This is a genomic window from Asanoa sp. NPDC049475 (assembly GCF_040676915.1).
Classification (GTDB): domain Bacteria; phylum Actinomycetota; class Actinomycetes; order Mycobacteriales; family Micromonosporaceae; genus Asanoa.
On sequence record NZ_JBFAPY010000004.1, the window covers coordinates 737,502 to 758,627 of the forward strand.

Annotated in this window: 25 protein-coding genes; 14 read left to right on the plus strand and 11 right to left on the minus strand. The window is 71.0% G+C overall.

Going from position 1 to position 21,126, the window contains the following annotated elements; genetic code table 11:
* Window positions 1-55: 55 nt before the first annotated feature.
* Complete coding sequence (locus AB0J88_RS19050) at window positions 56-352, minus strand: DUF4193 domain-containing protein (RefSeq protein ID WP_089248459.1); 297 nt, start codon at window positions 350-352, stop codon at window positions 56-58.
* A gap of 403 nt (window positions 353-755) precedes the next feature.
* Between AB0J88_RS19050 and AB0J88_RS19055 the strand changes: the two genes are divergently transcribed.
* Window positions 756-1,271 carry a LytR C-terminal domain-containing protein gene (locus tag AB0J88_RS19055; protein WP_364342569.1) on the plus strand — a complete coding sequence of 172 codons (516 nt, stop codon included), beginning with the start codon at window positions 756-758 and terminating at the stop codon, window positions 1,269-1,271.
* 28 nt (window positions 1,272-1,299) lie between these two features.
* Here AB0J88_RS19055 and AB0J88_RS19060 read toward each other — a convergent pair whose 3' ends face one another.
* Window positions 1,300-2,121, minus strand: coding sequence for an inositol monophosphatase family protein (locus AB0J88_RS19060; protein ID WP_364342566.1), 822 nt, complete (start codon window positions 2,119-2,121; stop codon window positions 1,300-1,302).
* A gap of 269 nt (window positions 2,122-2,390) precedes the next feature.
* Here AB0J88_RS19060 and AB0J88_RS19065 point away from each other — a divergent pair, with 269 nt between their 5' ends.
* On the plus strand, window positions 2,391-3,971 hold the full coding sequence (locus AB0J88_RS19065) for an RNA polymerase sigma factor (RefSeq protein WP_364342563.1): 1,581 nt from the start codon (window positions 2,391-2,393) through the stop codon (window positions 3,969-3,971).
* A gap of 11 nt (window positions 3,972-3,982) precedes the next feature.
* On the opposite strand, the gene AB0J88_RS19070 is transcribed toward AB0J88_RS19065, so the two are convergent.
* The gene (locus AB0J88_RS19070) at window positions 3,983-4,342 is read right to left on the minus strand and encodes a DUF3099 domain-containing protein (RefSeq protein ID WP_364342560.1); all 360 of its coding nucleotides are present in this window, start codon (window positions 4,340-4,342) and stop codon (window positions 3,983-3,985) included.
* 73 nt (window positions 4,343-4,415) lie between these two features.
* Here AB0J88_RS19070 and AB0J88_RS19075 point away from each other — a divergent pair, with 73 nt between their 5' ends.
* The 3 genes from AB0J88_RS19075 to AB0J88_RS19085 are packed head-to-tail and all read left to right on the plus strand — an operon-like array spanning window position 4,416 to window position 5,679.
* Window positions 4,416-4,700, plus strand: a complete 285-nt coding sequence (locus AB0J88_RS19075; RefSeq protein ID WP_364342557.1) for a hypothetical protein — start codon at window positions 4,416-4,418, stop codon at window positions 4,698-4,700.
* 2 nt (window positions 4,701-4,702) lie between these two features.
* A complete protein-coding gene (locus tag AB0J88_RS19080; RefSeq protein WP_364342555.1) occupies window positions 4,703-5,014 on the plus strand; it encodes a hypothetical protein in 312 nt (103 codons plus the stop codon).
* On the plus strand, window positions 5,014-5,679 hold the full coding sequence (locus tag AB0J88_RS19085; RefSeq protein WP_364342552.1) for an NAD-dependent epimerase/dehydratase family protein: 666 nt from the start codon (window positions 5,014-5,016) through the stop codon (window positions 5,677-5,679). Before AB0J88_RS19080 ends, AB0J88_RS19085 begins: the two co-directional genes overlap by 1 nt.
* Window positions 5,680-5,834: 155 nt before the next feature.
* On the opposite strand, the gene AB0J88_RS19090 is transcribed toward AB0J88_RS19085, so the two are convergent.
* Entirely contained in the window at window positions 5,835-7,058 is a 1,224-nt protein-coding gene (locus AB0J88_RS19090; protein ID WP_364342549.1) for a carbohydrate kinase family protein, read from the minus strand.
* A gap of 14 nt (window positions 7,059-7,072) precedes the next feature.
* A complete protein-coding gene (locus AB0J88_RS19095; protein ID WP_364342546.1) occupies window positions 7,073-7,972 on the minus strand; it encodes a pseudouridine-5'-phosphate glycosidase in 900 nt (299 codons plus the stop codon).
* A 58-nt stretch (window positions 7,973-8,030) separates the two neighbouring features.
* Between AB0J88_RS19095 and AB0J88_RS19100 the strand changes: the two genes are divergently transcribed.
* The 3 genes from AB0J88_RS19100 (at window position 8,031) to AB0J88_RS19110 (ending at window position 11,653) form a co-directional block, all read left to right on the plus strand.
* Window positions 8,031-8,306 (plus strand): DUF3039 domain-containing protein, encoded by a 276-nt coding sequence (locus AB0J88_RS19100; RefSeq protein ID WP_364342543.1) that lies wholly within the window; start codon window positions 8,031-8,033, stop codon window positions 8,304-8,306.
* A gap of 14 nt (window positions 8,307-8,320) precedes the next feature.
* Window positions 8,321-8,953 carry a TRIC cation channel family protein gene (locus AB0J88_RS19105; protein WP_364342541.1) on the plus strand — a complete coding sequence of 211 codons (633 nt, stop codon included), beginning with the start codon at window positions 8,321-8,323 and terminating at the stop codon, window positions 8,951-8,953.
* Window positions 8,954-9,904: 951 nt separating this feature from the next.
* Window positions 9,905-11,653 carry a DEAD/DEAH box helicase gene (locus tag AB0J88_RS19110; RefSeq protein WP_364342538.1) on the plus strand — a complete coding sequence of 583 codons (1,749 nt, stop codon included), beginning with the start codon at window positions 9,905-9,907 and terminating at the stop codon, window positions 11,651-11,653.
* A gap of 99 nt (window positions 11,654-11,752) precedes the next feature.
* On the opposite strand, the gene AB0J88_RS19115 is transcribed toward AB0J88_RS19110, so the two are convergent.
* A complete protein-coding gene (locus AB0J88_RS19115) occupies window positions 11,753-11,998 on the minus strand; it encodes a hypothetical protein (RefSeq protein ID WP_089248483.1) in 246 nt (81 codons plus the stop codon).
* 311 nt (window positions 11,999-12,309) lie between these two features.
* On the minus strand, window positions 12,310-12,882 hold the full coding sequence (locus AB0J88_RS19120; protein ID WP_364342535.1) for an HhH-GPD-type base excision DNA repair protein: 573 nt from the start codon (window positions 12,880-12,882) through the stop codon (window positions 12,310-12,312).
* Between the two features lie 136 nt (window positions 12,883-13,018).
* Here AB0J88_RS19120 and AB0J88_RS19125 point away from each other — a divergent pair, with 136 nt between their 5' ends.
* Window positions 13,019-13,306 (plus strand): hypothetical protein, encoded by a 288-nt coding sequence (locus tag AB0J88_RS19125; RefSeq protein WP_364342532.1) that lies wholly within the window; start codon window positions 13,019-13,021, stop codon window positions 13,304-13,306.
* Here AB0J88_RS19125 and AB0J88_RS19130 read toward each other — a convergent pair.
* The gene (locus tag AB0J88_RS19130) at window positions 13,298-13,963 is read right to left on the minus strand and encodes a class I SAM-dependent methyltransferase (RefSeq protein WP_364342529.1); all 666 of its coding nucleotides are present in this window, start codon (window positions 13,961-13,963) and stop codon (window positions 13,298-13,300) included. The two genes, AB0J88_RS19125 and AB0J88_RS19130, sit on opposite strands and share 9 nt — an antisense overlap.
* Window positions 13,963-14,604: a PadR family transcriptional regulator gene (locus AB0J88_RS19135; protein WP_364342526.1), complete on the minus strand. Its 642-nt coding sequence runs from the start codon at window positions 14,602-14,604 to the stop codon at window positions 13,963-13,965. The genes AB0J88_RS19130 and AB0J88_RS19135 overlap by 1 nt, the downstream gene beginning before the upstream one ends.
* 58 nt (window positions 14,605-14,662) lie before the next feature.
* Between AB0J88_RS19135 and AB0J88_RS19140 the strand changes: the two genes are divergently transcribed.
* Complete coding sequence (locus AB0J88_RS19140; protein ID WP_364342524.1) at window positions 14,663-15,091, plus strand: cupin domain-containing protein; 429 nt, start codon at window positions 14,663-14,665, stop codon at window positions 15,089-15,091.
* Window positions 15,092-15,204: 113 nt separating this feature from the next.
* The gene (locus AB0J88_RS19145; RefSeq protein ID WP_364342521.1) at window positions 15,205-16,821 is read left to right on the plus strand and encodes a M28 family peptidase; all 1,617 of its coding nucleotides are present in this window, start codon (window positions 15,205-15,207) and stop codon (window positions 16,819-16,821) included.
* 39 nt (window positions 16,822-16,860) lie between these two features.
* On the opposite strand, the gene AB0J88_RS19150 is transcribed toward AB0J88_RS19145, so the two are convergent.
* Window positions 16,861-17,226: a VOC family protein gene (locus AB0J88_RS19150; protein ID WP_364342518.1), complete on the minus strand. Its 366-nt coding sequence runs from the start codon at window positions 17,224-17,226 to the stop codon at window positions 16,861-16,863.
* A 76-nt stretch (window positions 17,227-17,302) separates the two neighbouring features.
* On the opposite strand from AB0J88_RS19150, the gene AB0J88_RS19155 reads away from it, so the two are divergent.
* The gene (locus tag AB0J88_RS19155; RefSeq protein ID WP_364344519.1) at window positions 17,303-18,763 is read left to right on the plus strand and encodes a methyltransferase; all 1,461 of its coding nucleotides are present in this window, start codon (window positions 17,303-17,305) and stop codon (window positions 18,761-18,763) included.
* Complete coding sequence (gene dtd / locus AB0J88_RS19160) at window positions 18,760-19,182, plus strand: D-aminoacyl-tRNA deacylase (protein ID WP_364342515.1); 423 nt, start codon at window positions 18,760-18,762, stop codon at window positions 19,180-19,182. The genes AB0J88_RS19155 and dtd overlap by 4 nt, the downstream gene beginning before the upstream one ends.
* Here the strand turns inward: dtd and AB0J88_RS19165 are convergent.
* Window positions 19,179-19,967: a sporulation protein gene (locus AB0J88_RS19165; protein ID WP_364342512.1), complete on the minus strand. Its 789-nt coding sequence runs from the start codon at window positions 19,965-19,967 to the stop codon at window positions 19,179-19,181. The genes dtd and AB0J88_RS19165 overlap by 4 nt on opposite strands.
* A gap of 198 nt (window positions 19,968-20,165) precedes the next feature.
* Between AB0J88_RS19165 and sigB the strand changes: the two genes are divergently transcribed.
* Window positions 20,166-21,122 (plus strand): RNA polymerase sigma factor SigB, encoded by a 957-nt coding sequence (sigB, locus tag AB0J88_RS19170; protein ID WP_364342509.1) that lies wholly within the window; start codon window positions 20,166-20,168, stop codon window positions 21,120-21,122.
* The last annotated feature ends 4 nt before the right edge of the window (window positions 21,123-21,126 follow it).

A 21,126-nucleotide genomic window follows, 5' to 3' on the forward strand; every position in this document is an offset into this window, starting at 1 on the left:
GAAGTCGGCGGCGGCGACCCGGTCGGGCCGCCGCCCTGGGTTCATCGATCGCCGGTCAGGCACATTCCCGGCAGATCAGATCGCCATTGCGCTCGAACGCGAGCTGGCTGCGGTGGTGGACAAGGAAACAGCGCGCACAGCGGAACTCGTCCTGCTGCATCGGCAGCACCTTGACCGTCAGCTCCTCGTCGGCGAGGTCGGCGCCGGGCAGCTCGAAGCTCTCGGCCACTTCGGCCTCGTCGACGTCGACAGCGCCCGACTGTGCGTCGGTCCGCCGGGCCTTGAGCTCTTCCAGGCTGTCCTCGCCGAGGTCGACCTCGTCGCGACGCGGGGCGTCGTAGTCGGTGGCCATCGGTCTCACTCTCCCGTATCGATAAGTCGCCTAGGTGTAACGCCAGACGACGGTGTTTCGGTTCCCGGTCGGCCGCGAAACATTCGGGCGCGGGCACGACGGGCGCCCGCGAGCGCGGTACCTTACCTGCCCCTGCGGGAGGCATGTATACCGCCCTCGTGGCCCACTAAGACGCTCTTTGGCCCGAAGTTGTTCCCGATGTGACTCAGGCGACACGAAGATAGGTGTCCGACGCCGTCGATCACGTTCGGCGCGCCGGGGATGTCACGGGTGTTTCCGCGCGCGCAGCGGACAACCGTTAACCTCGGTCGCAGACCGGGTGACCGAGGCCACGCCAGACGGCATGCCAACCGTGCACCTCCGCCGTCACCTGCACGGGAGCGGAACTATGACCTTTGCGCGAGTGCGAGCGCTCGTTGTCGTGAGCGCGCTCGCCGTGCTGGCCGTGGCCTTTGTGGTCTACGCGCTCGTCGACGACTCACAGAAGGGCCGCACCCTCGCGGCGCAGTGTCCAGAGGGCTGGCCGGTCGTCGATCTGACACTGAAGAAGGCCGAAGACATCAAGATCAATGTCTTCAACGCGACCGACGCGGTGGGTCGCGCGGAGTCGGTCGGCAGCGACTTCGCCAACCGCAAGTTCCAGGTCCTGAAGAAGGGCAACTCGAAGACCGCGGTCGACGGGGTGGCGCAGATCCGCTTCGGACCGAAGGCGGTCGCCAGCGCCCACGTGATCCGGGCCTACTTCCTCGACGAGGCCGACCCCGTGTACGACCCGGCCCGCACCGACGACATCGTCGACGTCGTCATCGGCGACCAGTTCAAGCAGCTCGCCACCACGACCGAGGTCAACCAGTCGCTTGTGGAGCTCGCCTCGCTCGGTGAGCCGAAACTGCCGCCGCAGACCTGCCCGGCGCCCTGACGGGCACCGGGCCGTCGCCGCAGGCCCGCTACGGACCGCCCGCGGCGTCGAACTCGGACAACAGGTCGGCCAGCGGGCCGAAGAGCGCCGGCGGTGCCGCGACGAGCATGTCGAGGCCCGCCGGTTGTCCGTCCAGGCCACCCACCACGAGACCCGCCTCGGCCGCGATCAGGCCGCCGGCCGCGTGGTCCCAGGGGTTGAGCCCCTTCTCGAAGTACGCGTCGACACCGCCGTCGGCCGCCAGGCACAGATCGAGCGACGCCGCGCCGAACCGGCGGATGTCCCGGACCCGGGTGATCAGCCGGGTCAGCACTTCCGCCTGGTGAGCCCGGCGTTTCGCGTCGTAGCCGAAGCCCGTGGCCACCAGCGCCTGTGCCAGGTCGGTCTGGGCCGAGCCGCTCAGGCGCCGCTTGCCGTGGAACGCGCCGCCCCCGCGCGTCGCGGTCCACTCGTCGCCGGTCGCGGCGTTGCGCACCACAGCGGCCACAGCCACCCCGTCGACCTCGGCGGCCAGCGAGACGGCGTACTGCGGGAGACCGTAAAGGTAGTTGACCGTCCCGTCGATGGGGTCGACGACCCAGCGGACCGCGGAATCGCCCTCGGTGCCCCCGTACTCCTCGCCCAGGACCGTGTCGCCCGGCCGCAACGCGCCCAGCGCGGCGATCACCTGGCGCTCCACCGCGCGGTCCGCGGCGGTGACCACGTCGGTGTCGGTCGACTTGGTCGTGACACCGGAGACGCCCTCCGCTCGCATGCTCCGGGCGGTGTCGGCGGCCTCCCTGGCGACGGTCACCGCGATGGCCAGAAGCTCGTCCGGCTGAGCCCCGAAATCAGGCGTCGTGTCGGTCATTTGGTCCCCCTTCTCTCCGGTTACGATTCTGACAAAGTCCATCGTTTGCTTTCCTCCGGCAGCCGCCACGAGCGGCCAGGCCGTCAGACGGCGTGCGCCGCGCGATGTTTCGCCGCAGACGGCGTTACAATTCACGCCTGCCCACCTGTCACGAACTTCCCGCGCAGGCCGGTTCGTGGCTCGGGGGCCCACTACCTTTGAAACCTGGCCCACCGCATCGCTGGTTTTTTGCCGGCTATGCCCGCTCGATCGCCTCCGGAAGGTCATTCGTGACAGAGCCACGCCAAACCGGCGCAGACGTACGCTCGATCACCGAGATTCTGATCGCCCACGCCCAGCGCGGAGGCGGCCACATCACGTCGGCGGAGGTCCAGCGCACGGTCGAGTCGGCCGATGTGACCCCGGCCCAGGCCAAGAAGATCATCCGCGCGATCGTCGATGCCGGCATCACCGTGGTCGTCGACGGCTCGGCGAGCACCCGGCGCAAGGTCACCGCGGCCCGCTCGACCACGCCGGCTTCGCGGGCGACCACCGCCAAGGCCACCGCGGCCAAGAAGGCGGCACCCCCCAAGCAGGCTCCGGCCGCCGACGAGGCCGCTGCGGCCAACGGCGCGCCCGTGGCGGCGGGCGCCGCCAAGCCGGCCGCCCCGGCGAAGGCGACCCGCGCCAAGACCGCCGCGAAGGCGACCAAGGCCACGGGCAAGCAGGGCGACGAGGGCGCCGCCGAGCCCGGTGACGGCCCCGACGGCGAAGAGCTCGATCCCGAGGCACTGGCCGCCGAGATCGAGGACGTGGTGGTCGAGGAGCCGGCCGAGCTCGTCCGGGCCGCCGCGAGCGATGCCGCCTCCACCGCGACCGACAACGACTTCGAGTGGGACGACGAAGAGTCCGAGGCGCTCAAGCAGGCCCGCCGCGACGCGGAGCTCACCGCTTCCGCCGACTCCGTCCGTGCCTACCTCAAGCAGATCGGCAAGGTCCCGCTGCTCAACGCCGAGCAGGAGGTCGAGCTGGCCAAGCGGATCGAGGCCGGCCTCTACGCCTCCGAGCAGCTGCGGGCCGCCGACGAGCGCGAGGAGAAGCTCGCGATCCAGATGCACCGCGACCTCGGCTGGATCTCCCGCGACGGAGAGCGCGCCAAGAACCACCTGCTGGAGGCCAACCTGCGACTGGTCGTCTCGCTGGCCAAGCGCTACACCGGCCGCGGCATGGCCTTCCTCGACCTGATCCAGGAAGGCAACCTGGGTCTGATCCGCGCGGTCGAGAAGTTCGACTACACCAAGGGCTACAAGTTCTCCACGTACGCGACGTGGTGGATCCGCCAGGCGATCACCCGGGCCATGGCCGACCAGGCACGCACCATCCGCATCCCGGTGCACATGGTCGAGGTCATCAACAAGCTCGGCCGCATCCAGCGTGAGCTGCTCCAGGACCTGGGCCGCGAGCCCACCCCCGAAGAGCTCGCCAAGGAAATGGACATCACGCCGGAGAAGGTCCTCGAGATCCAGCAGTACGCCCGGGAGCCGATCTCGCTCGACCAGACCATCGGCGACGAGGGCGACAGCCAGCTCGGCGACTTCATCGAAGACTCCGAGGCGGTCGTGGCCGTCGACGCGGTCTCGTTCTCGCTGCTCCAGGACCAGCTCCAGCAGGTGCTGCAGACGCTGTCCGAGCGCGAGGCGGGCGTGGTCCGGCTGCGGTTCGGCCTCACCGACGGCCAGCCGCGCACGCTCGACGAGATCGGCCAGGTCTACGGCGTGACCCGCGAGCGGATCCGCCAGATCGAGTCCAAGACGATGTCGAAGCTGCGCCACCCGTCGCGTTCCCAGGTGCTCCGCGACTACCTGGACTGACCGGCTTTTTATTACGGTTCGGCGTCGATTGTTTTGTGCGGCGGCGCCGAACCCTCGGGCATCGGCTGGGTCGGCAGGCTCGGCTGCGGGGTTTTCTCGCCCTTGTGGAAGTGCCGGTATTTCTCTTTCGGCGGGCGGTCGTTGGCGAGGATGACGGCCAACCACGGGATCACGACAGCGCCGGCGCCACAGAGCACGAGCCAGAGCCAGAGCAGCGGGGGCCGGGTCGTGATGAGCACGGCGAAGACCACCACGCAGACGGCCCGGACCATCATCATCAGCACGTAGCGTCGGGTCCTGCTACGCAGCTGGTCGTCCTGGCTGCGCGCGGCGTCGGTGATCAGTACGGGTCGATCCGCCGAACGCTTCACCCTTCCATCCTGTCACCAGCTCGTCGTGAATGCGCAGCGGCTGCCCGTGTTACGTGCGTGGTACGTTGCAGGTGTGGGCCGCCGGTACAGCTTCACCGACGACGCGTTGAGCAATCTCGCGGTCTACGACGTGACGCCCGGCGAGGTCTGGGAGGCCCTGCACGGTTCCCGGCGGGTCATCCGGCACCTCGGCGAGCTCACCGTGGTCTACGCCGTCAGCCGGCGCGGCCGGCGGCTCGTGGTCCTGCTCGGAGAGCCGGGCCACGGCGACCACGACTTCGACATCCTCTCGGCGCGCGACATGAGCGACAGCGAAGTGAAACGCTACGAAGAGGTGCTTCGTGGGTGGAGGCGATAGCCGTGGACAGAGACCAGGCCATCAAGCGGTTCCACGAAGGCGGCGACGACTTCGCCGACCTGATCAGCGAGGGCACGCCGGGTGACCTGCCGGTGCCCGACACCGAGCAGCCCATGGTCAGCCGGTCGGTGCGGCTCCCGCTGCACACCTACGAACGGGTCCGGGCCGCGGCCGACGCGCGCGGCATCGGCGTCACCACGCTGATGCGCCAGTGGATCGAGGCCGGCCTGGCCGACCTCGACGACTCGGCGACGGTGTCGCTGGCCGACCTGCGGCGCGCGCTGGCCACCCTGCCCCGCAACAACGCGGCCTGATGCGCGTCCTGCTCACGGGCACGACCGGGATGGTCGGCCAAGGGGTGCTGCGCGAGTGCCTGCTCGCGCCCGACGTGTCCGAAGTGGTCTCGCTCGGCCGTTCGCCGCTGAACACCGAACACCCGAAGCTGCGCTCCATCGTGGTGACGGACCTGTTCGACCTCGACGGCGCCTCGGAGGCGCTGGTCGGCATCGACGCCTGCTTCTTCTGCCTCGGTGTGTCGTCGGTGGGGATGAGCGCCGAGACGTACTTCCGGCTCACGCACGACCTGACGATGGGTGTCGCGGACGCGCTCGCCGCGCACTCCCCCGACCCGACGTTCGTCTACGTCTCGGGCGCCGGCACCTCGGAGACCTCCCGGCAACGCTGGGCGCAGGTGAAGGGCCGCACGGAGCGCGAGCTCATGGAACGCTTCCCGAAGGGCTACATGTTCCGGCCGGGCTTCATCCAGCCGCTGCACGGCATCCGCCCGTCGAGCCGCGGCTACCGGATCGCGCTGACGGTCGGCGGTTTCCTGATCCCGATCTTCCGGCGCCTCGCGCCGAACCAGGTCGTCACCACCGAGGAGGTCGGCCTCGCCATGCTGCAGGTCGCCCGGTCGGGCGCACCCAAGCACGTCCTCAACAACCCTGACATCGCAGCCCTGGCCCGCGCCGGCGCCTAGCCACGGCGCGCCTTGGCGCCGTCAGGCGTGCGGCGCCGGTGCGGCGCACCGTGTGCAGCGCCCGTGCGGCGCCCAGGGCGCGGTCAAGCGTGCGGCGCGTAGGCGCCATCAGGCGTGCGGCGCGCGTGCGGCGCGTAGGCGCCGTCAGGCGCGGTTCAGGGCCGGGCGCCTACGGCGACCACGGCGCGGGCACCGGCGGCGGCTGCGGCCTTCAGACAGGCCTCGGGGTCGCCGCCCGCCAGGCGGGTGGCGAGCAGGCCGGCGGCGAACGCGTCACCGGCTCCGGTCGGGTCGACCACGACGGCGGTCACGGCCGGTGCCGTGACCACCGTGCCGTCCGGCTCGGCCCAGACCGCACCGGCGGCACCAAGCTTGACCACCACGACCGCGCCGAGCTCCGCCGCGAGCGCCTGCGCTTGGCGGGCGGCGTCCGCCGCCGCCACCATCGCCTCGTGAGCGGGGTCCGCCGCCGCGCGAGCCGAGACCGCTCCGGCCCCGGTCGCCGCGAACCCTGACCGAGGGCCGAACTCCGGCGCGCCATCGGCCGCCGCCACCATCGCCCCGTGAGCGGGGTCCGCCGCCGCGCGACCCGGAACCGCTCCGGACCCGGTCGCCGCCAACCCTGGCCGAGGACCGGAGGCCGGCGCGCCCTCGACCGCCGCCTGGCGAGCCGGTTGCGCTCCGACCTCGGCCGGCGGCCGCCCCGACCGGGCGGCGGAGCCCGCGTCGGACTGGAACGAACGACCCGAATCGGCGGAGTCCACAGCGAGGTCGGCGGCGAGCACGGCGGCTTCGTCCGCATTGGCCAGCAGTAGGTCGACTCCGCCTACCCAGGAGCGGAACGCCGGACCGCCCACCTCCCGCAGCGGGGCCGCGGACGCCGCGTCGACGCTGATCGTCAGGCCGAGCTCGCGGGCCGCCGCGAGGGCGCGCAGCCCGGCCGGGCGGGAGCGGTCGTCGAGCAGCGGGTAGCCCGACAGGTGCAGGTGGCCCGCACCCGCCGCAGCGAGGGCCAGAGCCACCTCGTCCGGGTCGAGCAGCAGGCTGGCGCCGCGGTCCGTGACCATCGTTCGCCGGCCGCCTTCGGCCAGCACGATCACCGTGCCGGTCGGCGCCTCCGGGCGTGGCGGGAGCGGGCAGTCGACGCCCGCCGCGCGTAGCTCGGCCAGCCGCGAAGCGCCCGCCTCGTCGGCGCCGACGGACGCGAGCAGCGTGACGGGCACGCCGTGCCCCGCCAGCCAGGCCGCGGTGTTGGCCGCCTGCCCGCCACCGGTGAAGCGGATCGCGGCCGCGGTGTCGGTGTCCGCTGCCGGCGGGCCGGCCAGCACGGCGACCACGTCGGTGACCGCGTCCCCGACCACGGCGACCCGGACGGGCACGCCGCCGCTCCTGCTCATGCGGCCGCAGCGGCGATCCGGGCGGCCAGGTCGGCGTTGCGCAGGATGATCTTTACGTTGACCTCCAGGCTGGCCCCGCCGGTGTGCTCGTGGAACCAGCCCAGCAGGAACGGCGTGACCGCCTTGCCGGTCACACCCTGCTCCTCCAGCGCGGCCATGCCCTCGGCCAGCGTGCGGTCGTGCAGGGCCGGGTCTAGCTGCTCGTTCGCGGGCAGCGGGTTGGCCACCACCAGCGCGCCGCGGTGCACGCCCTGGGCGGCCCTGGCGGTGACCGCGCGGGCGGCCTCCTCGGGCGAGTCCAGCGACCAGTCCACCGGGAAGCCGCTGTCGGTCAGGTAGAACCCGGGGAAGCGCAGGGTGCGGTAGCCGGCGACCGCGACGCCGAGGGTCTCCAGGCGTTCGAGCGTGGCACCGACGTCGAGGATGGACTTGACCCCGGCACAGACCACGGCGATGGGGGTACGCGCGAGCGTCACCAGGTCGGCCGACTCGTCATAGGGCGCGTCGCGGTGGACGCCGCCGAGCCCCCCGGTGGCGAACACCCGGATGCCGGCCGCCGCCGCCACCGCGCTGGTCGCGGCGACCGTGGTCGCGCCGTCGATGCCCTTCGCGGCCGCCACCGCCAGGTCCCGCGCCGACAGCTTGGCCACCCCGTCGGCCTCCGCGAGCCGGGTCAGCTGGGCGTCGTCGAGCCCGACGTGCACGCGGCCGCCGAGCACGGCGATGGTCGCCGGAACCGCGCCGGCCGCCCGTACCGTCGTCTCGATCTCGCGGGCGACCTTGAGGTTCTCGGGGCGGGGCAGCCCGTGCGCGATGATCGTGCTCTCCAGCGCGACCACGGGCTTTCCGGTGGCGAGCGCTTCCGCCACGTCCGGCGCTAATACCAAGTCGTTCACGTTGTCACCGTACGGGTGGCCAGGTGCGGCAACCGCACCTACCTGGCAGACTTGATTGGTGACCAGTCCTATGGCTCCCGACACCAGCGGCACGATTCTCGAGCGTCCCGTCGAGACGCCGTTCGAGCAGGGCGACCACGAGCGGTTCTCCCACTACGCCGACCGCGACAAGATCACCGAGGCCATGGTCCTCGGCACCCCGGTCAAGGCACTGTGCGGCAAGGTCTGGGTCCCCTCGCGCGACCCGAGCCGCTTCCCGGTCTGCCCCGAGTGCAAAGAGATCTTCGAAGACGACAACCGGTTCTACGACAAGGAGCCCAAGCCCGAGGGGTGATCTAGAGTTCGGCGGTGTCAGCCACCGCCGCACTCCTGTTCGCCGACCTCCTCGGCGTAGCCGTCTTCGCCGCATCCGGCGCATCCGCCGCAGTGGTCAAGCGACTGGACCTGTTCGGCGTGTGCTTTGTCGGGTTTGTCGCGGCTCTCGGTGGCGGCATCGTCCGTGACCTCGTCGTCGACCAGGCGCCTCCGCTGGCCTTCGACGACTGGCGCTACGCGGTTGTGGCAGCTCTCACAGCGGTCGCCGTCTTCTTCTTCCACCCTCAGCTGGCCCGCCTCCGCCGCGTCGTGGTCGTCCTCGACGCGGCGGGGTTGGCGCTGTTCACCGTCACCGGCACCCTGGTCGCGCTGCGCGCCGGGGTACCGCCGGTCGGCGCCTGCCTACTCGGCATGATCGCCGCGATCGGCGGAGGCGTCGCCCGGGACCTGCTGCTGGGCGAGATCCCGATCGTCCTGCGCCGAGAGATCTACGCGGTCGCGGCGTTGGCGGGCGCGGTCCTGGTGATGGCCCTGCACCGCGCCGGCATGACCGGCTGGCCGATGGTCGGCGCGGGCGTCCTGGTCTTCGCGATCCGGCTGGTGGCCCTGCGCCGAAACTGGAACGCGACCCCGAGACCGGACGACCGCCACGACCTCCCGGCGTAACGCACCCGACGCCACGGCGGCGCGGACCGGGCTCGGTCCATTACCTGCAGGTCGCCGTGACGCATGAGCTCGGTGCACCGCCGCTGTCATGATCGTGTGCGGCCCATCAGGTATGTGGGGCAGCCAGAACATGATCGGGTGCAGTAGGTCTGGGCGACACTCCGATGGTTTCCCAGACCAGGTGCACCCGATCATGGCAAAAGCGGCTCAGCTTGTTGACGAGACGCACACGATCATGACGATCGGACCGCTCTCTCTGTACGCCGGCCGAGCCGCACGCGCCCTGCTCGCGCGCCGGCCAGCCCGAACGCGAACACGTCCACGTCGTCATGCCGCTCGCGGGTCGCCGCCGCGGTGCCCGCAGCCCAACCGCCGCCGCCTCCGGCTGCCGCTCGCGGGTCGCTGCCGCGGTGCCCGCAGCCCAACCGACGCCGCCTCCGGCTGCCGCTCGCGTCGCCGCTGCGATGCCGGCAGCCCAACCGACCCCGGCGCGACGCCCGCGGTTGACCGTTTGCTCGCGGTCGGGCGATCTTGTCCGCCACGCCGTCTACCGCGTCCCACGACATTGGCTGCTTCGGATCGAGGTCAGGCCAACCAGCAGCTCCAAACCGGCACGCCGACGCGGTCTGGCCCACCTCGCACAAGGCCGGCCGTCCGCGGCGTTGAGGGCCAACCCAGGCCGCTGACATCCCCACCGCACAACCGGGGGATGATCCCGGCCCGATCGGTCGCCGGTGCGGGGTTTGCGGCGCGTCGACCGCGGACTTGGCAGCGGAGCGGTCTCTCGCGGGAGGAACGGCGCGGACCCGAGTCATCGGGGTTGACCGCTTCGCGGCAGGACAATCATCACCCTTGTGTCTGCTGGGGATCACGGTGTGCGCGTGGTTATGCTGAGGATCGCCTTCGCCTCGCGGCGGGGGCGTTTTTCGTGACGCGAGGGGGGCGACAAGGTTGGTGGCGAAGCCGTCGCTCGAGGCGTTCCCGCCGCTGCGGTCGTGGCAGCGCAAGGCGATGGTCGGCTACCTGCGGCGGCCGTCCGAGGACTACATGGCGGTCGCGACGCCCGGCGCCGGCAAGACGACGTTCGCCCTGCGGCTCGCCGCCGAGCTGCTGGTCGCCGGGACCGTCGACGCCGTCACCGTCGTCGCGCCGACCGAGCACCTGAAGACCCAGTGGGCGCAGGCCGCGGCACGGGTCGGCATCCAGCTCGACGCCGCCTTCCGCAACGCCGATCTGCACTCGTCGGCTGACTTTCACGGTGCGGTGGTCACCTACGCCCAGGTCGGCATGGCACCGCAGGTGCACCGCCGGCGCACGATGACCCGGCGCACGTTCGTCATCCTCGACGAGATCCACCACGCCGGTGACTCGCGTACGTGGGGCGACGGGGTCAAGGCCGCGTTCGAGAACGCCACGCGGCGGCTGATGCTGACCGGCACGCCGTTCCGGTCCGACGACAACCCGATCCCGTTCGTCACGTACGAGCGCGGCGGCGACGGCCTCCAGCGGTCCAGGGCCGACTCGGTCTACGGCTACGCCGACGCGCTCCGCGACGGTGTCGTACGACCGGTGATCTTCCTGGCTTACTCAGGTGAGACCCGCTGGCGCACCAGCGCCGGCGACGAGCTCGCAGCCCGCCTCGGCGAGCCGATGACCCAGGACCTCGTGGCGCAGGCCTGGCGCACCGCGCTCGACCCGACCGGCGACTGGATGGTCCAGGTGCTGCGGGCCGCTGACGCGCGGCTCCAGGTCAAGCGGGCCGGTGGGATGCCCGACGCCGGTGGTCTGGTGATCGCGACCGACCAGCAGAACGCTCGCTCGTACGCGAAGCTGATCGAGCGGGTGACCGGCGAGAAGGCCGTCGTGGTCCTCTCCGACGACGCCGGCGCGTCAGCCCGGATCGCGTCCTTCGCGGCGTCCGACGAACGCTGGATGGTCGCGGTCCGGATGGTGTCCGAGGGCGTCGACATCCCGCGGCTGTCCGTCGGCGTGTACGCGACCAGCGCCTCGACCCCGCTCTACTTCGCGCAGGCGATCGGCCGGTTCGTCCGCGCTCGCCGCCCCGGCGAGACGGCCAGCGTCTTCCTGCCGAGCGTGCCGCACCTGCTCGGGCTGGCCAGCGAGATGGAGGCCGAGCGCAACCACGTGCTCGGCGCGCCCAAGGAGGACGACGGCCTCGACGACGCGCTGCTCGAGCGGGCGCAGCAGACCGAGGACGCCAGCGGCGAGCTGACCAAGCGGCACGAGATGCTCTCGGCGACGGCCGAGCTGGACCAGGTGATCTTCGACGGCGCCTCGTTCGGCACGGGGGCGCTGGCCGGCACGCCCGAGGAGGAGGAGTACCTCGGTCTGCCCGGCCTGCTCACGGCCGAACAGGTGGCCACGCTGCTCAACAAGCGTCAGGCTGACCAACTCGCGGCGCAGAAGCGGCGGTCGGTGGCCCCGGCGCAGGCGGACGGGGCCGGTGGGGCCCGGGTGGCCGGAATGACCGCGGCACCGCCGGGACCCGTCTCGGCCGGCGAGCGAAGGGTCGTCCTGCGCCGTCAGCTCAACGCTCTGGTCGCCGCGCACCATCACCGCACCGGACAGCCCCACGGCAAGATCCACGCGGAGCTGAGGCGAATCTGCGGGGGTCCGCCCAGCGCCCAGGCCACGATCGAGCAGCTCGAGGAACGGATCGCGACCGTTCAGACGCTCTGAGCCCGAAAGCGCCGGCTCGGGGTTTCCGGCCGGCGCTCGGGCGAAAAGAACCGGCCGGAGCCCCTCGCGGGGTTCCGGCCGGTTACGTAAGTGGTCGGATCAGTTGGACGAGTTCGACGCCATGAGGTCGGCGCCGCGCCACTCGAAGTCCGGGTCCGCCGCGAACTGAACGGTGATCTTCACCAGGTCGTCGGCGTACTTGTTCGCGTGGTGCCCGCAGAACACGAGCTCGCCCCCGCCAGCCATCGTGATGCGGAGCTTGCCGGCCGCGTTGCACCGATCGCACCGTTCATCGGTTGCTGGGGGAACCACCGTGCCAGGCGGCGGCGTGAGAGTGGGGGTCATCGCCTTCCTCCTTCGTCACCGATGAACATCCTTCTTCGGTCTTTGCTCACCTATCGTGCAACACCCGCAGGTGCTGCGGCCTTCCCACTGTGCCCCCGGGGGACCCAGGTCACACCTTGGTTGATGACAGTGTGCCGGCACCCAAGGGGTCCGCGTCAATGATCTCGGTCGGACAACCCGCTTCTGACGTGGATCTATTGACGCTACGTGTCGAAAAGATGACTCAGCGTTGGGCTGAGCGCCTTTGCCACGGTATCCTGACAGCGCCTGTGTGGCACCGGCCAGACACGCCCAAACGAGGGATCCGGCGGTTACCCGACAGACTTCGCAGCCGCCTTCACCGACTTCTTGTAGTCGCGCACCTTCGTCAGGCTCGCTTCGTCGACGATGTCGGCCACCGACATGTGGGATCCCTCGTCTCCATATGCCCCCGCCGCGGCGCGCCAACCCTCCGGGCGCACCCCGTACTGCTTGCCCAGCAGGGCCACGAAGATCTGCGCCTTCTGCCGCCCGAACCCGGGAAGCTCGGCGACCCGGCGGAACAGGTCCCGGCCGTCGGTCGCCTCGCTCCACAGCCGCGCGGTGTCGCCGTCGTAGCGGGCCACGATCTGCCGGCAGACCTCCTGCGTACGGGCGGCCATCGCCTTCGGAAACCGATGCAACGCCGGCGGCGTCGCGAAGATCTTCAACAGCTCCTCGGGATCGAACTCCGCGAGCTCCTGCGCGGTCGGTTCGTGCCCCAGCCGCTGCGCCAGCACGTACGGGGACGAAAACGCCTTTTCCAGCGGAATCTGTTGATCGAGCACCATGCCGACGAGGAGCGCCAACGGGTCGCGATCGAGCAGCGCGTTGGCCTCCGGTGCGATGGGCAGCGAGAACGTCATGCGTTCCATCTTGGCCGACCGCCACCGGTGCACGAAATCGCCGGACCCGCTCTCGCCACAAAGCCGCGGCCACCCGGTCGGGGTGGCGGCCCGATGTCACTGTCGGAGCGGAACCCCACGACGACGGAGGTACGCCATGGCCATCGGTAGCGCGGCCCGCCGCCAAGAGCGCCGTCCCGCCGTCGTGGACCGGTTCGGGGCGGCCGACATGGAGGCCGCCCTCGACCTGTTGCACCTGGCCGACATGGCCTGGCACGACTGCTACGGCCCCCGCGACCTCGCGATCCCGCCCGACGTGGTCGACGATGTGCTGCTCTGCTCCGAGGGCGACCTGAGGACGCTCGTCCACGTAGCGCTCGCGGCGGTCGTCGACTTCCGTGATGTCCGTGTCGCCGCCGACCAGCTCCGGGGCGGATCACGCTGACCTGGTCAGCCGCACCTCCAGGGTCATCCCGTCGGCGTGGGCCGCGCTGCCGCCGAAGGCGCTGTCGGCGGCGACCCGCTCGAAGTCGGCGGCCGAGTAGGCACGGCGACGCAGCCAGCCCAACGTCAGCCGCGTCACCGAGCTGTTGAACGCGTTGAGGCGCATGCCGGCCACGTCGGCCCGGATGTCGTCACCGGTGGCGCCGCGGTTCATGTCGTGGATCACGGCCTGCCCGCCCGGGCGCAGCACCCGGTGGATCTGGTCGAGAGCGGTCACCGGGCTGCTGAAGTTCTTGAACGCCGCCTGGCAGACCACGAGGTCGAAGCTGTCGTCGGCAAACGGCAGGTCGGCCACGTCGCCGTGGCGGAAGTCGACGGTGACACCCTCGGCCCGGGCTCGCGCGGCGGCCAGCGAGACGAAGGTGTGGCTGATGTCCAGGCCGGTCACCGCGAACCCGAGCCGGGCCAGCTCGATGCTCAGGTAACCGGGACCGGGGGCGACCTCCAGCACCGAAGCGCCGGGTGCCAAATCGGCGGCGAGCGACGAAGCCTGCCGCCGCCACTGGGCCAGCTGGGGCTCCGAGCCGCGCTGCTTCGCGTACCAGCGGGCCATCGGTCCTTCCATCTCCGGGACGATCTTGCGCCTCTTGGTCTCCATCACTGCGATTCCTCCCTGCCTCGGGCGGCCAGCTCCGCGACATCGGGCGGCAGCTCGCCGGTCTCGTGATAGGCGCGCCACTCGGCGACGCCCGGCAACGTGCCTTCGGTGATCTCGGCCCGGAACGAGCGCACCCAGGCCAGCTCGGCGCGGCGCATGGCCAGCTCGTACTCCCCCTCGACCAGGAACAGCCGCGGGACGTCGTAGCCGGCCAGCTCGCGTTCGGACGCCGCGATCTCAGCGGCCAGCCGGTCGGCCCGCTCCCCGAGCAGCACGGCCACGTCGTCCGGGGCCAGCACCCCCAGCACGGAGAGGCCGGCGGTGAACGGGCCGGGCCGGCGGTCCGGCACCGCCACCAGGTCCCGGGTCCAGTCGACGAGCTCCGCCCGGCCGGCGTCGGTTATCCGATAGACGGTGCGCTCGGGCCGGCCGCCCCGCCGCTCGCTTTGCACGGGCTCGATGAAGCCGTGCTTGACCAGGTTCTCCACGACCCGGTAGAGCGAGCCCCACTTGATCTCCATGTCCTGCTCTTTGCCGCGGGCCTTCATCAGCGACGCCATCTCGTAGGGATGCATCGGTCGCTCGATCAGCGTGGCCAGGACGGCGAGGGCGAGCAGATTGGTGATCTTGCGTGGCGGCATGGTCGGGACTCCTTTACTCGCAAGCTAGTATACGCACGCGAGTAAATAATATGGAACCATGAGGCATCCCTGGATCACGGAGCTCGGCCTGCAGCCCCACCCCGAGGGCGGCTGGTTCGCCGAGACCTGGCGGTCCGCACACACCTTCGTGCCCAGCGGGTACGCCGGCCCGCGCTCGGCCGCCACCGGCATCTACTTCGCGCTGTTCCCCGGCGAGGAGTCCGCCTGGCATGTCGTCCGCTCCGACGAGCTCTGGCTCTGGCACGCCGGCGGCCCGCTGGCCCTGCACCTCGGCGGCGACGGCGACGAGCCCGCGGCGACGGTGGAGTCCACAGTGCTCGGCCCGGACCTGGCCGGCGGCGCGCGGCCGCAGCTGCGCGTACCCGGTGGGGTGTGGCAGTCAGCGGCACCACTGACCGACGACCCGGTCCTGGTCAGTTGCGTGGTAGCTCCCGGATTCGACTTCGCCGATTTCAGAATGGTGTGATCCGCTCGACCGAACGGTCCGTGTCGATCTTCGTCCGTCTATGCGATGGTCGGGGCGCCCGGCACGGGGGCAAGTGAGGCCGGGCGCGGCGAACGGCGAGGAGAGTGCACATCGTGGTGTTCCGCACCGTCCGCAAAACCCTGGCGGCGATAGGCGCGGCCAGTCTTGTGGGTGCCCTGGCGCTGGCCAACCCGGCGCAGGCCACCGGAAACAACAACTCCGTCCGCAAGCTCACCAAGGCGGTCACGGTCGGCGGCGTGCTCAAGCACGAGATCGCCTTCCAGGCCATCGGCAGCCTGAGCGGGGGCAACAGAGGCTCCGGTCTGGCCGGCCACGACCGCAGCGCCGACTATGTCGCGACGCTGCTGAAGCTGGCCGGTTACCAGGTGACCCGCCAACCGTTCCCCTTCAACTTCTTCGAAGAGTTCGGCTCGTCGTTCGCACAGACAGCACCGACACCGACGACGTACGTGGACGGCACCGACTACGACCTCATGGACTACTCCGGCAGCGGCGACGTGACGGCCCAGGTCGTACCCGTCGACCTGGCGCTCGTGCCACCACGCGCGTCGACGTCGGGATGCGAGGCGAGCGATTTCGACCCGGCCGCGGTGACCGGCAAGGTCGTGCTGATGCAGCGCGGCGGCACCGGTTGCTCGTTCGGGATCAAGGTGGCGAACGCCGAGGCCGCCGGCGCGGCCGCCGCGATCATCATGAACCAGGGCAACGGCACGCCGGAAGCCAACCCGGACCGCTACAACCTGCTGCTCGGCACGCTGGGCGCGCCGGTCGGCATCCCCGCGATCGGCGTCTCCTACGCCACCGGCGAGGCGCTCGCGAACACGCCCGGCCTGACGGTGCGGATCACCGCCGACACCACGTCGGAGGTACGCCAGACCGAGAACGTGATCGCCGAGTCCCGCAAGGGCGACGCGAGCAGCGTCGTCATGGCCGGTGCGCACCTCGACGCGGAGCCCGACACCGTCGGCATCAACGACAACGGCAGCGGCTCGGCCGCGTTGCTCGAGATCGCGTTGCAGCTGGCCAAGACCAAGACGCCCAACAAGACCAGGTTCGCCTGGTGGGGCGCCGAGGAGGCCAACCTGGTCGGCTCGACGTTCTACGTCAACTCGCTCACTCCCGAGCAGCGGGCCGACATCGCGCTCTACCTCAACTTCGACATGATCGCGTCGCCGAACTACATCCTCGGCGTGTACGACGGCGACGACTCGGCCGCCCAGGGCTCGCCCGCGGGTCCGCCGGGATCGGCCGAGATCGAGGCGGTCTTCCAGGACTTCTTCGCCGACCGTGGCCTGCCCACCCGGGCGGCCGACTTCACCGGCAGGTCCGACTACGGCCCGTTCATCGCGGCCGGCGTCGACATCCCGTCGGGCGGCCTCTTCACCGGCGCGGAGGTCCTGAAGACGGCACAGGACGTGGCTGACTACGGCGGCGTGGAGGGTGAGCAGTACGACCCGTGCTACCACGAGCCGTGCGACAGCCTGTTCCCGGTCCGCGACGGAGCGGACGCGGCCCTCTACAAGGAACTGGACCGGCAGTACGACATGTTCGGCAACCTCAACCTAGAGGCCCTGGACGTGAACTCCGACGCGATCGCGACGGCGGTCCTCACGTTCGCCCTCGACACGTCGTCCCTCCCGGCCCGCACGACAGCCGCCACGGCCCGCAGCGCGGGTCCGACGTACATCGGCAAGGAAGGCTCGATCTAGCACCGCTGCCTGAAGGCCCCGTCCACGTGGGCGGGGTCTTCAGCGGTGCCAGGGGTGGTGGATCAGGCAGAACTCGTTGCCTTCCGGGTCGGCCAGGACCGTGAAGCCCTCGTCTCCGGTCTGGCCGATGTCGGTGCGGATGGCGCCCAGGGTGAGCAGGCGATCCACCTCCGCGGCCACGTCACCCGATGGGGCGTACAGGTCCGGGTGGGTGCGGTTCTTCTTCTCCTTGACGCCGGCCGACGGTTGGAGCCAGACCGTCAGCGATCCGGGCGGTGCGTCCCGCGGTGGCCGCAGGTGCTGTCCGTCCTCGTCGATCTCGTAGCCCAGGGCGGCCGACCAGAACGCCGCCATTCGGGAGGGGTTGCGCACGTCCAGGGTCCATTGCGCGAAGCGGCTCACCATCCCGTCAGCCTGACACCGGGACACCATGATCACTGGGTGGCGGGGGCGCCATGGCAGGATGCCGTACGTGTCCGACATGCTCCTCTCCCCCGATGGTGTCGCGCGGTTGCGGGACGCGCTCCGGGCCGCCGGCTTCACCTCGGCGGGGATCGCCGAACGGCTCGGGCCGGCGGCCACCGCCGCGGTCGCCCGCAACGACTTTCGTGCCGCGTTGCGGATCACCGAGGACCGGGATCCGCTCGCCACGTTGATCCGGCTGTTCGTCTGCGCGCAGAGCGAGGAGGTCGAGGCGGTCGCGGCCGCGCTCGCGCCACTCGACTTCGCCGAGGCGTTCGACGCCGGCCTGGTCGAGGCGGCTCCCGGCGGGCTGGTGCGGCAGGGTGTCGACCTCGAGCCGTACGGCGAGAGCTGGTGGGTCCTCTCCGACGTGCCCTCCTCGGTCCGGCCGAACGAGCCGCTGCGGCCCGACCACGTGCTCGGCATCGGTGGGGCCTCGTCGACCCTGGTCGGCGCCGCGATCCGCCGGCCCGTGGCCACGGCGCTCGACCTCGGCACCGGGTGTGGCGTACAGGCGCTGCATCTCGCCACCCACTCCGGCGAGGTCACCGCGACGGACCTCTCCGAGCGGGCGCTGCGGTTCGCCGCCACCACCGCCGCGCTCAGCGGTCAGGAGTGGGAGATGCTGCGCGGCGACCTGGTCGCACCCGTCAAGAACCGGCGGTTCGACCTCGTGATCAGCAACCCGCCGTTCGTGATCGGGCCGGGCACCACGACGCACACGTACCGCGACTCCGGCCGGGCCGGCGACGCCGTCTGCGCGGAGCTCGCCGCGGCCGCCCCGGGGCTGCTCAACGAGGGCGGCGTGATGCAGTTCCTGGCCAACTGGGAGCACGTCACCGGCGAGGACTGGGGTGACCGGGTCGCGGGCTGGTTCGAGGGCACCGGACTGGACGCCTGGGTGATCCAGCGCGAGGTCGCCGACCCGATGTCGTACGTCGGTCTCTGGCTGGCCGACGCCAACGAGGACGGCGACCCCGCCCGGGCCGCGGCCTGGCTCGACTGGTTCGACGCCAACGACGTCGAGGCGATCGGTTTCGGCCTCGTCACGCTGCGTCGCGGTGGGCACGACGATCCGGTGGTACGGGTGGAGGACCTCCGCCAGCAGGTCCAGCAGCCGCTCGGCGAGCAGATCGCCGGCTGGTTCGACCGGCAGGACTTCGTGCGGGACGCCGACCTGCTGGCCGCCCGCTACCGCACCGCGCCGGGGCTCCAGCTCAAACAGGAGGCGACGCTCGGCGACGAGGGCTGGGCCGTCGACCGCCAGGTGCTGGTGATGCCGGAAGGGTTGCGCTGGTCGGAGGAGGTCGACCCGCTGGTGCTGGCCCTGGTCAGCGGCGCCGACGGGCAGGTGCCGCTGCGGGACCAGCTCGCCCTGCTGGCCGCCGCGCACGAGGTGGCGGAGGACGACCTCGCCGACGCCGCCGGGCCGATCGTCGCGCACCTGGTCGAGCGCGGCATCGTGGAGCCGGTCGCGTGAGGGCGCTGGTCCAGACGGTCTCCCGCGCGTCGGTGACCGTCGACGGCACCGTCGTCGGCGAGATCTCCGACGGCCTGCTGGTGCTGCTCGGCGTGACCCACTCCGACACGGCCACACTGGCGGACACCCTGGCCCGCAAGGTCTGGGAGCTCCGCATCCTGGACGACGAGAAGTCGGCCAGCGACGTCGGTGCGCCGGTCCTGGTCGTCAGCCAGTTCACGTTGTACGCGGACGCGCGCAAAGGGCGCCGGCCCAGCTGGTCCGCCGCGGCGCCGGCCGAGGTGGCCGAGCCGCTGGTGACCGCCTTCGCCGACGCCCTCCGGGCTCGCGGTGCTCAGGTCGAGACGGGCACGTTCCGGGCCCACATGCTCGTCGAGAGCGTCAACGTGGGCCCGCGAACCGTGCTGCTGGAGCTCTAGCGGAACAGGCCGCGCTTGCGGAGGGACTGCTCCAGCCAGCTGTGCAGCTGGGCGGCCCAGTCGGTCTGCTCGGCCGACGCGTAGTCGACGTTGAAGTGCCCGAACGCGTCGCGGCCCTCGACGAACAGGCCGCCGCGCTTGTCCAGCTCCAGGATCACCTGCAGGTGCTGCGGCGTCGCCGCGAAGGTCACCTCGAGCTGGTTGATCGCCGACGCGAACTGCGGCGACGGGTGGAACTCGATCTCCTGGTAGAACGGCAGGCTCTGCTGCACGCCGTAGAGCCGGCCGCTCTCGACGTCGGCGCGGGCGAACCGGAAGCCGAGCCGGAGCAGGCCCTCGAGGATGCGCTCCTGGGCCGGCAGCGGGTGCACGGCCACCGCGTCCAGGTCGCCCTTGTCGACCGCGCGGGCCACCTCGAGCTCCGTGCGCAGGGCCATCGTCATGCCGTGCAGGTGCTGCCCGTACACCTCGGTGATCGGGGTCTCCCAGGGCACGTCGAAGCGGAACGGGACGTCGTAGCGCTGCCCCGCTTCCAGACGGAAGGCACCGGTGGCGCGCTGGCGGTGGAACTCGGTCGTCGAGTCGTACTCGGAGTCGCCGCTGTCCACCTCGACCCGGGTGACCATGCCGAGGGCCACGTACTCGATGTCGACCGGGTGGTCGCCGCCGACGACGTGGATCTGGCCCTCGAGGAAACCGCCGGGGCGGCAGTTGGGGTTGCTTAGCACCGTCTCGACGGACGGGCCGCCGACGCCCAACGCCTGCATCATTCGCTTGAAGACCACGACGTGCCTTTCTGGTGTGGAGTTGCGAGCAGACTAGCGACAGGCTGCAACGGGTTGCCTCGCAAAACGGGCGAGTCGGGCGAAGGCCCTCCCGGATTCATGCCACCCGACGATTCTCCTCACCCCCGCTTCACGCCCATTGCGAGAAGCTCTTCGCACGGCACCACGGAGCGTTGCCGGGAAGCGGGGTAGCTAGAAATGAACGACTACGACCAGATCGACCTTGACGCCACCGATGAACGGGGCGTCTCCGCCGACCTCGTACGTGCGTACCTCAACGGCATCGGCCGCACCAAGCTGCTGACCGCCGTCGAGGAGGTCGAGCTGGCGCGGCGGATCGAGGCCGGGTTGTTCGCCGAGGAGAAGCTCGCCAGGGCGGACACACCGGATGGCCTCCGGGCCGATCTGGACATCATCGCGTTGGAGGGGCACGCCGCGAAGGACCACCTGCTGGAGGCCAACCTGCGGCTCGTGGTCAGCATCGCGAAGCGCTACACGGGCCGCGGGATGGCCTTTCTCGACCTGATCCAGGAGGGCAACCTGGGTCTGATCCGGGCCGTCGAGAAGTTCGACTACGCCAAGGGCTATAAGTTCTCGACGTACGCGACGTGGTGGATCCGCCAGGCGATCACCCGCGCGATGGCCGACCAGTCGCGCACGATCCGCATCCCGGTGCACATGGTCGAGCAGGTCAACCGGATGGTCCGGGCGCGCCGCGACCTGGCCGTCACGCTCGGCCGGGAGCCCACCGTCGCCGAGGTCGCCGCCGCGGTCGGCATGCCCGAGTTCCAGGTCATCGAGCTCATCTCGTACGACCGTGAGCCGGTCAGCCTCGACCAGGCGGTCGGTGAGGACGGCGAGAGCGCCCTCGGCGACTTCGTCGTCGGCGTCGACGCCCGGCAGGAGCCGGCCGACGAGGTCTCCAACGGCATGCTGCGCAACGAGGTCGAGATCGTGCTGTCCACGCTCTCCTCACGCGAACAGGCGGTGATCCGGCTGCGTTTCGGCCTCGACGACGGCCGCCAGCGCACCCTCGACGAGGTCGGCCGCGAGTTCGGCCTGTCCCGCGAGCGGATCCGCCAGATCGAGAAGGTCACGCTCCTCAAGCTCCGCCACCCGTCGCGGGCGCAGCGCCTCGAGGCGTACGCCTGCTGAACCC

Excerpts from the sequence above, each read along its gene's own strand:
- AB0J88_RS19155 (WP_364344519.1), top strand. The coding sequence starts at position 17,303 with ATGCTCCTCTCCCCCGATGGTGTCGCGCGGTTGCGGGACGCGCTCCGG.
- AB0J88_RS19115 (WP_089248483.1), bottom strand. The coding sequence starts at position 11,998 with ATGACCCCCACTCTCACGCCGCCGCCTGGCACGGTGGTTCCCCCAGCA.
- AB0J88_RS19140 (WP_364342524.1), top strand. The coding sequence starts at position 14,663 with ATGAGGCATCCCTGGATCACGGAGCTCGGCCTGCAGCCCCACCCCGAG.
- AB0J88_RS19150 (WP_364342518.1), bottom strand. The coding sequence starts at position 17,226 with ATGGTGAGCCGCTTCGCGCAATGGACCCTGGACGTGCGCAACCCCTCC.
- AB0J88_RS19125 (WP_364342532.1), top strand. The coding sequence starts at position 13,019 with ATGGCCATCGGTAGCGCGGCCCGCCGCCAAGAGCGCCGTCCCGCCGTC.
- AB0J88_RS19085 (WP_364342552.1), top strand. The coding sequence starts at position 5,014 with ATGCGCGTCCTGCTCACGGGCACGACCGGGATGGTCGGCCAAGGGGTG.
- sigB (WP_364342509.1), top strand. The coding sequence starts at position 20,166 with ATGAACGACTACGACCAGATCGACCTTGACGCCACCGATGAACGGGGC.
- AB0J88_RS19135 (WP_364342526.1), bottom strand. The coding sequence starts at position 14,604 with ATGCCGCCACGCAAGATCACCAATCTGCTCGCCCTCGCCGTCCTGGCC.
- AB0J88_RS19120 (WP_364342535.1), bottom strand. The coding sequence starts at position 12,882 with ATGACGTTCTCGCTGCCCATCGCACCGGAGGCCAACGCGCTGCTCGAT.
- AB0J88_RS19130 (WP_364342529.1), bottom strand. The coding sequence starts at position 13,963 with ATGGAGACCAAGAGGCGCAAGATCGTCCCGGAGATGGAAGGACCGATG.
- AB0J88_RS19060 (WP_364342566.1), bottom strand. The coding sequence starts at position 2,121 with ATGACCGACACGACGCCTGATTTCGGGGCTCAGCCGGACGAGCTTCTG.
- AB0J88_RS19050 (WP_089248459.1), bottom strand. The coding sequence starts at position 352 with ATGGCCACCGACTACGACGCCCCGCGTCGCGACGAGGTCGACCTCGGC.